This window comes from Niabella sp. CPT15-335-S11 (assembly GCF_058792415.1).
This window is the reverse complement of sequence record NZ_JBYTEI010000001.1, coordinates 561,375-574,945: the sequence shown is the minus strand read 5'-3', so window position 1 is coordinate 574,945 and position 13,571 is coordinate 561,375. Positions and strand designations below refer to the sequence as shown.

Below are 13,571 nucleotides of genomic sequence, written 5' to 3'. Positions count from 1 at the left end.
AAGCGATTTAAAAATTAAGGTTTAACCCAACAGTGTAGATTGCCGGAACCGGATATGTGCCATTGTCCACACCAAAACTGGTAGCAGAACCACCAATTTCAGGGGTATATCCTGTGTTATGTGAGAAAGTTGCCAGGTTTTGAGCATTTAGATAAATCCTCAGCGACTTTATTCTTGCATGTTGCAGAACTTCCGGTTTGAACCTGTAACCCAATTGCAGGTTTCTGATTCTAAAGAAGCTTCCGTCCTCAATCCAGTAACTTGAATTTTGGTAATTATTGGATCTTCCGGTATTCAAAATGGGTTCCCAGTTAGAAGTCCCTACGCCGTGCCAGCGGTCCAATCTGCCGACCAGGTAGTTGAAGTCAGCGAAAGTTCCCTGGTTCCAGGCCCGGTAAATTTCATTTCCGTAAACGCCTTGCACGTCAACGCCTAGGTCTAATCCTTTATACCCCAGGTTGATGGATCCCCCATAAGTGAAATCTGGCGTGGGGTTCCCAATCATCGTTCTGTCATCCGGCGTAATTTTCCCATCGTTGTTGATGTCCTTGTATTTGATATCACCCGGCATAACTTTTAGGTTGGAAACAGGGCTTTCTACAACTTCCTGTTTTGTCTGATAAATTCCATTATGTACGTATCCATAAAAGTATCCGATTGGATACCCTTGTGTTGTTCTGGATGGACCGTTTATTATTTCAAAACCCTTTTGGTTCAGACTCAGTACTTCGTTTTTTATGGTAGTGAAATTACCACTAACGCCCAGGGTCAGGTCATTTTCAAAGGTCTTATTCCATGACGCAGATAGCTCCACACCTGAGTTCTGGATGGTCCCGAGGTTTGCCAAAAGCGGCAATAGACCCGCGCCCTGATCCAGGAGCGTAATAACGTCCTTGGTTTTCTTATTATAATAGACGCCTTCGAAGTGCACTGTATTCCCCAGCAAGTCTATTTCAAGTCCTGCCTCATAGCTGCGTACTGTTTCCCAGTTCAGGTTTGGAGAAACCTGGTAACTGGGCTGTAGAGCATTTACAACATTTTCACCAAACACTCCGGCGTTTTGATTTGTGAGTACCGGATATGCGGGATAACGAAAAGCATTCGGAATATTTTTGCTACCTAAAACGCCCCAGGAACCTTTAATTTTCAGATTATTTACGACATCTCCACGGTGCCAAAATGATTCGTTACTGACTACCCAAGCCGCCCCCACAGCACCGAAGTCTTTCCATTGATTCCCGATTTTGTAGAACTGGCTGCTGCCGTCCCTTCTGAAAGAGGCATTGAGTAAATATTTTCTATTGTAATTATATAAAACCCGCGCCAGATACGAAACCGTTGCATCTTCCCAAGCTGAACCGCTCCCAAGCCTAGTAGACGCATCTCCAACGGCATCCACATACCAGAACCGGCTTTCATTGGGTATAATGTCTGAATTGCCTTGTTGCACACTTGCGCCAACTCCTTCAAAACCCGAATAATAGGTAGTTACACCACCCATGGCTGTGATGTCATGAAACCCCGTTTTCTTTTTATAAGTCAGCAGGTAATCCATCTGTGTTTTTGGATAAATATTCTGATTCTGGTTGACTGAGGTTTTCCTGGTTGTAGAATCCAGCTTATTCGCGCCAACGATATCCGGGTTATAAACAACGAATATTGGAGAATAGCTTCTGGATGTATTGAATCCATAATCAGCATAAAACTGCGCCCGGAAAGTAAAGTCCTTTAGAAAATTCAGTTCACCAAACACACTGCCCACGCCCCTGTATTCCTTCCGGATCTGGGTGAATTTTCCCAACTCAATCATTACCATCGGGTTAAATACCTGCGCCCGTTGAAATGCCGGTAATGAGTATAAAAAGCCAGAGCCGCCGGGATCGTAAACCGGGGCTATCGGCGCCGCAACCACTGCGGCTCCTACGCTTCTCTCAACAGGCAGTTCTGCATAATAAACATTAAAGTTGGCTCCGAATTTGAGTGCTTTAGAAACGCTGAACTCGTCGCTGAAGTTTAAGGTGTATTTCTTGTATTTCTCATATTTTATCAAACCATCCTCATTGTTGTATCCGAGTCCCAGATAAAATTTATTTTTTTCTGTAGATCCTGATACACTCAGGTTATTGTAATTCAGTTTGGCCGTCTGAAAAATCTCGTCCTGCCAGTTAGTATTCGCCTTGTAGAATTGGTCATTAAAAGTTGTTCCCATGTTCGCCATCTGTTCATCATAGAGCATTTTAAATTGAGGTCCGTTAGTTACGTCGATACGTTTTTGAACTTTCTTAATGCCAAAAGAAGTATTGAAACTAACATTTACCTGTCCTTTTTTCGCCTTTTTTGTGGTGATGGCAATCGCCCCGTTGGCGCCTCTTACTCCAAAAATTGCCAGCGAAGATGGATCCTTCAATACTTCGATGGATTCGATATCTGCTGGGTTCAGAAAATTAATATTATCATTAAGAATTCCATCGACTATATAAACCGGCTTCGCACCGTTGATACTATTGGTACCTCTGATTCTGATATCGGGTTCCGCCCCTGGCCTGCCCGAGGCAACCACCTGTAACCCGGATACTTTACCCTGCAGAAGATTGAGCGGGTTTGAGGCTGGCTTATCAGCAATATCTTTGGCATCCACTTTTGCAATGGAACCGGCAAGGTCTCTTTTGGCAGCTGTACCATAACCAATCACCACCACTTGTTCAAGGGTCTCCCGGGAAGTGGCCAGGACAACGACTAATTCTGTTCTCCCGTTCAAGGGTTCTTCTTTTGTCGTGTGCCCCACAGCGCTGAACACGAGGGTCGCGTTAGCATCGGGAACATTCAGCGTGAAATTTCCCTCCGCATCGGTAGTGGTGCCAAGGGTGCTGCCCTTCACCATAACCGACACACCCATCAGCGGGGCGCCGTTTTCATCCATCACCGAACCTTTTACCCCTACAACTTTTGTCAGGACGGATGGAGTGCTTGTTTTTAGGTTTTCGGTATTAATCCACGGGTAATTCAGGCCAATTTCCGACAATAACCAGGGGGAGGGATTCGTACTGTGGGAAACTTTGCCCTGCGGAAAGTCCGTACCAGTCCAGGCCGCGGCGTGAAAGACGCCAATAGAAAAAGCCTGAACCGCAAAAAGCAGGGATAAGCCAACCAGCAGCGCCGGCAGCATTTGTATCCTTTTACGTAACGGGAAGCCGGTTCCCTTTTTCAAACTTTGCATATGAATGGGTTTTTATTTTTTTCAATGGTTACCTGCAATTTAAATTAAAAACATCCATGGCCGAGTAATTATGAATTGTTCTTATCCTCACTGCAGACAGATAAATACTCGAATTAGTTTTTAGTTTCGACGGCGCCAAAGATACCGAATAAGAGATTTTTGTTGTGTACGAATCCGGGATGCAATATGACAATTATCAGAATTCAAATTTTAACACTTTTTTATTGATTCGATACTGCCCGCTGAAACCAGCCGGATATTGTCTGCAGGAGGGTCGCAAACTGCGCCTTTAATCCCCGCAGACCGCGCTCTTGTTATATTGGACAACGGCAACTTCATTGTCTCGCTGTTAACAATTGTCTAATATAGCACAATTGAGGGGGAATAAAAAATTTTTTAAAAGGTCGGATTCTGTACATTTGCAAGATTACGGCCTGATTTTTGAGGGAAGGGCCGATTTTAATTTTTTATACCTTGGCGCTTGGACAAACCTTACAACAAAAGCTTTTACAAAAGCTTTCCCCACAGCAGATTCAACTGATGAAACTGCTGCAGGTCCCCACGGCTAACCTGGAAGAACGAATTAAAGAAGAAATGGAAGAAAATCCGGCACTGGAGCTGGATGAAGAAGGTCAGAAGAACGAAGATGAATACGCTGATGAGTTTGAAAGTCCGGATACCGATGACGATTATGAAGAAAAGGACGGGAGCGTGGAAGATTATGATAAAGTGGATGTCAGCGAATACCTTCATGATGGTGATGACGAGATTGCCGATTACAAAGTAAGGGATGATCAATATGGCGACGATGATGATAATCGCCAACTGCCTGTAAAAACCGAGACCAGTTTCTACGATACCCTGGTCAGTCAGCTCGGTTTGTTAACCCTCTCAGAAAAGGAAAAAAAGATCGCTGCACATATTATCGGAAGCATTGATGAAGACGGATACCTGCGACGGGATACGCCTGCGCTGGTGGACGACCTGGCGTTTCGCCAAAACATCGAAACCACTCCGGCAGAAGTGGACAGGATCATTGCTATGATTCAGCAGTTTGATCCACCGGGCGTAGGCGCCCGGAACCTTACCGAATGTCTGCTCCTGCAACTGCAGCGTCAGAAAGAAGAAGGTAAGGATGTGGATATGGCCATCAAAGCCCTCCAGAATTATTTCGACGAATTTACCAAGAAGCATTACGAAAAAATACAACGCGGCCTGGGCCTTACCGAAGAACAGTTGAAGGCAGTGATGATGCAGATCGTAAAACTGAATCCCAAGCCAGGAGGTAATCTCGGCACGATCAATAAGGCAGAAAGCTATGTGGTTCCCGATTTTTTCATCATGAACAACAACGGAAAACTAGAACTGACCCTGAACAGTCGCAATGCCCCCGAACTGAGGATTAGCGAGGGTTACAGGGATATGATGAAAGACTATGAACGGGGTCCCAAAAAAGATCGGCAGCAAAAGGAAGCGGTGTTGTTTATCAAGCAAAAGATTGATGCGGCCAAATGGTTTATTGATGCCATTAAACAAAGGCAACACACGCTGATGGATACCATGACCGCCATCATGAACCACCAGCAGGAGTTTTTCCTGACCGGTGATGAGACGACCCTTCGCCCGATGATCCTAAAAGATATTGCCGAAAAAACCAACCTGGATATATCCACCGTCAGCCGTGTGGCAAATAGTAAGTTTGTCCAAACGGAATTCGGAACCTACCGGCTTAAATTTTTCTTTAGTGAATCACTGAGTACGGATAGCGGAGAAGAAGTATCGACCCGTGAGGTGAAGAAGATCCTGACCGACCTGATCGACATGGAAAGTAAGAGACACCCGCTGAGTGATGAGCGTCTGACAGACATGCTGCAGGAAAAGGGCTATAATATTGCCAGGCGCACGGTTGCTAAGTACCGCGAACAGCTAAATATACCTGTTGCCCGGCTCAGGAAGGAACTGGTCTGAACATCATTCTCCCGCATCCAACCTCGCCAGAGCATAAGCATAAGCCCCTAACGATACAGCTTTGCTCGTACCCAGTTTACTCACCGTTACACCCGTTTTTTTTGATACCTGGTAGGGAACCTGCTCTTCTGTTCCTGGAATAGTTACCGTTCTGGAATCATCCAGTGTGAACTCGCGGTACTCCTCTTCATTCAGCAAATTGAATGCTTTCATCTGCAGTTTCGGAAACACCGGTCCGTCCAGTCTTTTCCTGGTCCCGTTGAGTTCCTTCACCAATGCAGGCAGGAAATATTTCTGAGCATGTGCAATACCGCCACCTACTACAACGAGGCCATCCACAATATTCAGCGATTCTCCAATGGTAAAGCCGGCCGCCCTGCCGAGTTCCTCAAAACTGGCAATGGCAGCTTGCTGGTCGCCTACGACTTTGCCTTCTGCAATGTCGTAGATATCTTTTGGTGTTAGATTTTCCGCTGTGGAACCGGATAATTCGCGGTATCTGCGAATCACGGCCCTGATGCTGACACCTTCTTCTGCAATCAGGCTGGTATCCTGAACGTGAGCCGAGAGCCACACATCACCTCCACAACCGTTATCGCCAAGCAGCAGGTTATTATTGATAACCACACCGCCGCCAAATCCGGTACCAATGGTTACAGCTAACAGGTTCTTATAACGTTTACGGCTGCCGGCAGCTTGGAGATTGCTATTGATCTCGGGCAGCGAGCCCGCCAGTGCTTCTCCGTAAGCGAAGAGGTTCCCGTCGTTATTAATATATACGGGTAGGTTGAAGGTCTTCTTCAGGAATGGCCCAAGTGCGATGCCGCCCCGGAATGAAGGCAGGTTCAGCAGGTCGCCGATAACACCATTCTCATAATCTGCGGGACCGGGGAAAGCAAAACTAATAGCCACCGGAGGGCTGGCAAGTGTATTCATCACCTGCCTGAAGCCGGTAACGATCGTATCCAGGCACAAATCCAGATCATGGGCACAGGAAGGAAGGGTGATGGGATCTATAATTTCGCCCTGTCCTCTTATGGCGGAGAATACAAAATTTGTTCCGCCGGCATCGAGGGTCATGACGGTACGGTTGTCGTTGCTATACATAAACAGTCAGAATTTAAGTTGTCGTCTGCTTCCAATAATATCGAATAATATCTAATATCTTCAAAGATTTGATCAGATGGTCCACTGATCGTGGATCACTCCTATCAGGTAGTACTTACCATTTTTCTCAGCAAATACCAGTCGTACGGCCCGCCAGTCCACGGCTTCGTTTTTTCGCGTGCCGGAAAAAAAGCTTTCAGTGAAATCGGCCCCGGCGTAATAACTATGGATGTTATTGGTGGTATTACCTTTGCCGATGACCTGGTTGACCATCAGATGTTCGGGGTGCACGTAGTTGGTGTCGTACACAAATCTTCTGAAATATTCCGTAGCCGTCAGGATAATTGGATCTCCGCTGCCGTCATAGTTTCCCCAGTTGATTTTTACGTGCCTGTTCTTCCCGAACAAGCGGGCAAACTCTTCCCTAGAGAATTTTTTATCGGAGTGGCTGACGTAGGAATAAGGCGAAAAGCGAACGCCCTGCTCGGGGTGTATCAGTGAATCCAGGGCCTGATATTTTTTATCTCTGATCAGTGTAAAAACCTCTTTGGTCAGTTCTTTCAGCACGGAGTCCTTATTTACAATGGGAGTTTCGCCTCCGGGGGTTGATCTGAATTTGAGTGAATCGGGCAGTTCATTCAGGTTAACTGCATTTGAATCTTTTTCACCAGTACCGGGTTCATTTTTTCCGCTCTTGCAACTGTACAACACGGATATCATCAGGAGTACAATGAGTACGCTTCTCATATATTTTTTACCTGTTTTAGGGTATGAAGTTACTGGTTCGAGTTTTAAAAAAATGGTAATAAAAAGAAGAACTTAGAATGGCAGGTCGTCCGCGCCTTCGGGGAGGTCGCTGTAATCTTCGGCGGGCGGGTTATCGGCATAGCGCGGGTCGCCGCCGGCGCCCTTAGCAGGTTCTACCTTCCAGGCTTTCACGTCGGTGTACCAGCGTCCGTTATATTCGCGGCTTTCAACATCAAAGGAGATGGTAAGCTGACGCCCGGTCTGCAGCAGATTCTCGTTGATCTTATCACCCCAGATACTCACGCAAACCTTCTTTGGGTACTGACCTTCCGTCTGCACGATGATGTCCTGTTTTTTCCACTCACCATTTTTTCCCGTTCCTCTCTGCAAGGGTAATACCTGTACCAGGGTTGCCGTCAATTCCATGTTTGATTTGCTTTTGTTAAGGATGCAAATATAGATATTTAGATTTTAGGTGGCCGACGGTTTAACAGCCGCGTGGAGAAAGATTGCAAGCGTAATCGGCCGGAGTAGTTGAATGGCGAATGACGAATTACGAAAGGTTCTGTAATAGGAGGAACCTTGTTTAAATTAACGGCCCTCTTAATTTTCAATTCGCCATTAAATATCTCGTTTTGCGTCCCCGCCCGAACGTATCGTTCGGTACACCCGCCCAATCGAACCAGTCGATTCGGGTGGGGCGGGTAAAATCCCTGCCTGCCTTCGGCAGTAAATCGGTAAGCAAGGATGTAGCGTCTAATATCTCGTCTAACGTGTCGTTGAAAATCGTATTTTGCAGGTTAATCAAGGTTATGAATACGAAGCTTATTGTGGGCGGTGATGAACAGTTGCATGAAGTTCCCGATCCGGAGACGCCAGTCTTTCATCCGGCATTGCGCGTCGCAGCAAGAATACTGACGTATATCTTTCATCCCGCGTTTGTGCCGCTGTACATGGTCTTTTTCCTACTGTACCTCCACCCATATGTGTTTGCCGGGTTTTCTGACAGGGATAAGGCATTCACGCTGATGCAGGCTTTTGTGAATTATACTTTTTTTCCGATCGTATCAGTTTTTTTATTGCGCGCCCTTAACCTGATCCCGTCTATCACCCTGAAGGAAAGGAGGGATCGGATCATTCCTTTTGTTATCAGCAATATCTGGTATTTCTGGATCTGGTATGTGTGGCGCAACCTTCCAGAAACGCCTCGTGAACTGGTCGTGTTTTCGCTGGGTGTGTTCCTGGCCTCAGCCATTGGACTGCTCTTCAATATTTATATGAAGGTGAGCATGCACGCTATTGCGCTGGGAGTAGCCGCGGCGTTTTTAATCGGATTATCACCTAATCTGCAAGCGGGCAGAGATGTCTATGTGTCCATCGGATTGCTGGTTACGGGATTGGTATGCACGTCCAGACTGATCCTGTCTGATCATACAGCCCGGGAAGTTTACTGGGGACTGGCCGCGGGAGCAATTGCCGTGATGCTGGCTTATCTTACGACCTAAGGACTCCCGCTAAATTATGCAAATGCAGCATAAATTCTAAATAGATTAGTTTTCTATTGCTAAATCTATTAGTTTTGTTGTTGATAATTAAATTATAGTGGATACAGCTAAATAGTAATTTTGGTCATGGCAAAAACAGATAAATCCGCAACGATGGAAATCAATGCAGAAAAGTTGAAAGCGTTGAAACTTACCATGGAAAGAATTGATAAGGACTATGGTAAAGGCAGTGTAATGCTGATGAATGAAAAGGCTTCCGTTGTGCAGGAAGTGGTTTCGACTGGTTCTATTGGGCTGGATACGGCCCTCGGAATTGGCGGGTTGCCCCGGGGAAGGGTGGTCGAGGTCTATGGGCCAGAGTCTTCGGGTAAGACCACCATTGCGATCCATGTAATTGCAGAGGCCCAGAAGAAAGGCGGGATGTGCGCGATCATTGACGCGGAGCACGCTTTTGACAATGCTTATGCAAAGAAACTTGGAGTAAACGTCGATAACCTGCTGATCTCTCAACCGGATTATGGAGAGCAGGCCCTGGAAATTGCCGACAGGCTGATCCTTTCAGGAGCGCTGGATGTGGTCGTAATTGATTCGGTGGCAGCCCTGGTACCCAAGAGCGAACTGGAAGGGGAAATGGGTGATAGCAAAATGGGACTGCATGCACGTCTCATGAGCCAGGCGCTGAGGAAGCTGACGGCTACCATTTCGAAGACTAATACCATTTGTATATTCATCAACCAATTGCGGGAGAAGATCGGCGTGATGTTCGGGAATCCCGAAACGACTACCGGCGGAAACGCGCTGAAATTCTACGCCTCGGTTAGGCTGGATATCAGGCGGATCTCCCAAATTAAAGATGGCGACGAAGCCATTGGAAACCGTGTAAAGGTCAAGGTCGTGAAGAATAAGGTGGCTCCCCCGTTCAGGGCTGCTGAATTTGATATTATTTTTGGCGAGGGTATTTCTAAAACAGGTGAGATCATCGATATGGGCGTGGATATGAATATTATCCAGAAAAGCGGATCCTGGTATAGTTATAACGGCGATAAGCTGGGGCAGGGACGCGATGCTGTGAAAAATCTTTTATTTGATAACCCCGAGTTGTCTAATGAAATTGAAGCGAAAATCCGTGAGAAGATCACTGAGGTACGGGGGTAAAGTCGTTGAAGTTAGGGAATAAAGTCATCGAGGTTCAGAGAAGATGTCGTCGAAGTACAGAAGTGATATAGCTAAGGTACAGAAGTGATGCCAGTGATAGTTTTAGAATAAGCTGAAAAGATTTTTATAGAAGGGTTAGTAATGCCGCTTTCGAAAGATGGCGGCTATTTTTTTGCAAATATTTAGGAAATCCTGTTGTCCAATCATGATTTTGCATCGTCAATATAGTAACAATAACTGGTAAATCGAATGGCCATTCTGACCCAGGGAAGTAAGAACCATTTTTAACCATTAAAGTGAACATTATGAAAAAATATATCAGTCTGTTGATAGTGCTTGTTGCAGTATTGAGTGTTACTGGCATCCACGCCCAAAGGGAAGACGATCGACGCTGGCGCAATCGCGGCGTTTACGACAGAGACGTTTACAATAGAAATGACGGCTATTACGGGAACGACCGTTATAACCGAGACTGGATTGAGCTGGGCAGCCGGAAGATCTCCAGTAAGCATAATTATGAAAAGATCCATGTGAAAGGTCATCGCAGCCGGGGCATTTCGCAACTCAGACTTGATTTGGATAGATCAATAAGCATTTCGCGTGTCGCCGTCCGTTACGACAACGGCAGGACCGAAGAATTGAGCTCGAGAAATATATTTAATAACGGCAGGATGGACCGCCTGAATAACGGGTCAGCTACCATCAACCTGCCAAGGTATAATGGTACGATTCGCGAGGTCATGGTTTGGTATAATGACTATAATAACGACTATAATTACGGTCGACGGGCGAGAGGGCATTTTAAGACAAGACTCACTGTTTACGGACGTTAATAATTTGATCAGGGTTTAATTCTTGGACCTCTGTCAGTCGGCAGGGGTCCGTTTTGTTTTGGTCGGTCTCGTTAGGGGCTGGCTGAAATTACCTACCTTTAAAAGGTTAAATCATCAAAACTTTAGACCATTTCATGAGTAAGAAGGAACAGTTTTTTGCCGATTTTGAATCGGCAGCCGTTCATTGCGGCCATCAACAGAAAGGCGAAAAGGCACATATCATGCCCGTGTTCGCAACATCAACTTTTACATTCGACAGCGCCGAACAAGGCATGAATCGCTTTATGGGCAAGGAAGCGGGGTATATCTATTCGCGGTTCGGCAATCCAACCACCACCTCTGCGGAAGAAGCCATTGAAGAACTGGAATCCTTCGGCATCAGCGATGAGAGCGGCAATCCTCTGAAGCTGAAAGCCATCCTGCACGCCAGCGGACAAGCCGCGATGGCGACCCTTTTTCTAAGCAACCTCTCGGCAGGAGATGTAGTGTTATCCAACGAATCTGTTTATGGAGGTACTTTTGAATTTCTTCACGATATCCTGCCCGGTCTGGCAATCCGGCCGGTGTTCGCAGACCTAAGCAACCTGAATACTGTGGAACAGATCCTGGACGAGACGCCTCAACTGAGACTCATCCACATGGAAACGCCGGCTAATCCTACCATGGACTGCACAGATATTGAAGGTGTTTGCAATCTGGCGAAACAGAAAAATGTGAAAGTGAGCATTGACAACACTTTCGCCACTCCTTACCTGCAGCAACCTTTTAAGTACGGCGTGGATTTCGTTTATCATTCAACCACCAAGTTTCTGAACGGTCATGGCAATGCCATTGGCGGCGTATTGCTGGGCCGCGATCTGGAACAAATGAAGACGAAAGTTTATAAGACTTATAAATTACTGGGTGGTAACAGCAGCCCCTTCGATGCTTTTCTGTTGTTGAACGGGATCAAGACCCTGGCGCTGCGTATGGACAAACACTGCAGCAATGCGATGGAAGTGGCCCGCTTTCTGAATAAACATGCTGCCGTCTCAAAAGTGAATTATAATGGCCTGGAAGACCACCCGGGATATGAAGTGACAAAAAAACAAATGAGACATGCCGGGGCTATTCTGAGTTTCGAATTGAAAGGCGGACTGGAAGCTGGCAAGAAATTCATCAACCGGCTGAGAGTCTGTACGCGTGCAGTCTCGCTGGGAACCGTTGACACGCTGATTTCACACCCTGCCTCTATGTCTCATTCCGGGATGGCACGGGAAGAACGACTCAAATCGGGAGTTACCGACGGCCTGATTCGCATGAGCGTAGGCATTGAAAGTATTTCGGATATCCTTAACGACCTGGATCAGGCGCTGAGTGACTGAAGCCAGCCATGAGGTCAAGACTGGCAAATATCAAAGACTCCCTGCTGCATTTGTTGTATCCGCAGATCTGCGCAGGGTGCGGGACAGATGCACTTCCCGCCGGCAGCCGGATCTGCCTGGATTGCCTGCAACAACTACCGGAGACTGGGTTCGAGAAATACGCCGATAACCCCGTTGAGAAAATGCTGGCAGGTAGAATTCGTTTCTACCAGGCTAGCTCGCAGTTTTATTTTTCGGGCGACTCGGCGGTCAAAGAAATGATTCATCAGTTCAAGTACAAAGGGAACAGGGAACTTGGTTTTCAGTTGGGCACCCTGATGGGTTTACAGTTATTGAATAGTGGCCGGTTTGAGGAAATGGACGTTTTGATTCCCTTGCCCCTGTTTAAAGAAAAAGAGCGAAAACGGGGATATAACCAGGCTGCCGTCCTGTGTGAAGCGATGACAAGCATCCTTCACGTGGAAACTGCCAGCGACGTAGTTTTCCGGCCGCATGCGGCCAGTTCCCAAACGCACAAAGGCCGGGAGGAGCGATGGCGCAACCTGGAGGGGAACTTTACATTATCTAACCCGGCCAAAATAACGGGAAAACATTTGTTGCTGGTTGACGATGTCATTACTACCGGGGCTACGCTGGAAGCCTGCGCCACAGCGCTGTTACAGGCAGAAGGAGTAAGGCTCAGCGTCGCGACCCTCTGTTATGCGAGCGATATTTAGGGAGACACACGCGTGTTGAAAAGTTGAGATTTGATTCACCTGTCAAAAACCACCTCTCTGGCGATTTCAAAATTTTCTTCCATGTCCAGCTTTATTTATCTTTTTCGGTGGGTACGATTTTCGAAATTCCGGACCTATCGTCAATTTAGCAGGATATTTTAAACCCAAACGGGTTCAAAATTGTTGTCTATCTTGCATCGGGGTCGGGGCAAAAACCGAAAGATATATCAGGTCTGCTCTGTAATCCCGTAAACAGCCGGCACATAGCCGGCAGCGCATTGATACTTAGCATAGAAAGCCAAATATTTGCTGTTGTAACTTTGGCAGGTTAATCAACAAAGGTTTGTACCGAACAAAAAGAAACAATCATGAAAACATTATTTCTCACGCTGTTTATTTCAGCTGCCCTTTCCGGCGCCAGCCCGATCTATTCCTTCAAAGTACAGGGACTCACTGGAGGTAACATCGATTTTAGTGATTTTAAAGGCAAGAAAATTCTGATCGTCAATACGGCCAGCAAATGCGGAAATACCCCCCAATACGAAGGACTTGAGCAACTCTATAAAAAATATCACGATAAATTAGTGATCGTAGGTTTCCCCGCCAATAATTTTCTGGGACAGGAACCCGGTTCAAATCAGGAGATTGCCGAGTTCTGCACAAAGAATTATGGGGTAACTTTCCCGATGGCCGCGAAAATCTCTGTTAAGGGAAAAGAAATTGCGCCCATATACAAATACCTGGAAGAGGAAGCCAAAAAGAAAGGGCTGGAAAATCCTGTCACTTGGAATTTCGGTAAGTTCCTGCTGGATGAAAAAGGTGAGCTGGTGGCTACCTTCACCCCGAAAACACAGCCCATGAGCGAGAGTATCCTGAAATACCTGAACTGAAAGTAGCCTCGTGTAGAAACGGTACCGGTTTTAGCTTTTAAAAAAGTGTAGAGCAACCGGAATACCCGT

At 46.4% G+C, this 13,571-nt stretch carries 11 protein-coding genes; 7 read left to right on the top strand and 4 right to left on the bottom strand.

What is annotated here, in order from left to right:
* Positions 1-7 precede the first annotated feature (7 nt).
* Positions 8-3,217, bottom strand: a complete 3,210-nt coding sequence (locus AC3WS5_RS02320; RefSeq protein ID WP_492465582.1) for a SusC/RagA family TonB-linked outer membrane protein — start codon at positions 3,215-3,217, stop codon at positions 8-10.
* 474 nt (positions 3,218-3,691) lie between these two features.
* Between AC3WS5_RS02320 and rpoN the strand changes: the two genes are divergently transcribed.
* Positions 3,692-5,185 carry an RNA polymerase factor sigma-54 gene (gene rpoN, locus AC3WS5_RS02315; protein WP_492465581.1) on the top strand — a complete coding sequence of 498 codons (1,494 nt, stop codon included), beginning with the start codon at positions 3,692-3,694 and terminating at the stop codon, positions 5,183-5,185.
* 3 nt (positions 5,186-5,188) lie between these two features.
* Here the strand turns inward: rpoN and AC3WS5_RS02310 are convergent, their stop codons facing one another.
* The 3 genes from AC3WS5_RS02310 to AC3WS5_RS02300 form a co-directional block, all read right to left on the bottom strand.
* Positions 5,189-6,292, bottom strand: coding sequence for an ROK family protein (locus AC3WS5_RS02310; protein WP_492465580.1), 1,104 nt, complete (start codon positions 6,290-6,292; stop codon positions 5,189-5,191).
* A gap of 72 nt (positions 6,293-6,364) precedes the next feature.
* Positions 6,365-7,039 carry a hypothetical protein gene (locus AC3WS5_RS02305; RefSeq protein ID WP_492465579.1) on the bottom strand — a complete coding sequence of 225 codons (675 nt, stop codon included), beginning with the start codon at positions 7,037-7,039 and terminating at the stop codon, positions 6,365-6,367.
* Positions 7,040-7,111: 72 nt separating this feature from the next.
* Positions 7,112-7,465, bottom strand: a complete 354-nt coding sequence (locus AC3WS5_RS02300; RefSeq protein WP_492465578.1) for a DUF3127 domain-containing protein — start codon at positions 7,463-7,465, stop codon at positions 7,112-7,114.
* A gap of 386 nt (positions 7,466-7,851) precedes the next feature.
* Between AC3WS5_RS02300 and AC3WS5_RS02295 the strand changes: the two genes are divergently transcribed.
* The 6 genes from AC3WS5_RS02295 to AC3WS5_RS02270 all read left to right on the top strand — a co-directional run bounded on the left by AC3WS5_RS02295 (position 7,852) and on the right by AC3WS5_RS02270 (position 13,502).
* Positions 7,852-8,544 carry a hypothetical protein gene (locus AC3WS5_RS02295; protein ID WP_492465577.1) on the top strand — a complete coding sequence of 231 codons (693 nt, stop codon included), beginning with the start codon at positions 7,852-7,854 and terminating at the stop codon, positions 8,542-8,544.
* Between the two features lie 126 nt (positions 8,545-8,670).
* Positions 8,671-9,699 (top strand): recombinase RecA, encoded by a 1,029-nt coding sequence (gene recA, locus AC3WS5_RS02290; RefSeq protein WP_492465576.1) that lies wholly within the window; start codon positions 8,671-8,673, stop codon positions 9,697-9,699.
* Positions 9,700-10,004: 305 nt separating this feature from the next.
* Positions 10,005-10,532, top strand: coding sequence for a DUF2541 family protein (locus AC3WS5_RS02285; RefSeq protein WP_492465575.1), 528 nt, complete (start codon positions 10,005-10,007; stop codon positions 10,530-10,532).
* Between the two features lie 134 nt (positions 10,533-10,666).
* A complete protein-coding gene (locus tag AC3WS5_RS02280; protein WP_492465574.1) occupies positions 10,667-11,896 on the top strand; it encodes a trans-sulfuration enzyme family protein in 1,230 nt (409 codons plus the stop codon).
* Positions 11,897-11,904: 8 nt separating this feature from the next.
* Positions 11,905-12,612, top strand: a complete 708-nt coding sequence (locus tag AC3WS5_RS02275; protein ID WP_492465573.1) for a ComF family protein — start codon at positions 11,905-11,907, stop codon at positions 12,610-12,612.
* A gap of 368 nt (positions 12,613-12,980) precedes the next feature.
* Positions 12,981-13,502 (top strand): glutathione peroxidase, encoded by a 522-nt coding sequence (locus AC3WS5_RS02270; RefSeq protein ID WP_492465572.1) that lies wholly within the window; start codon positions 12,981-12,983, stop codon positions 13,500-13,502.
* Positions 13,503-13,571 lie beyond the last annotated feature (69 nt).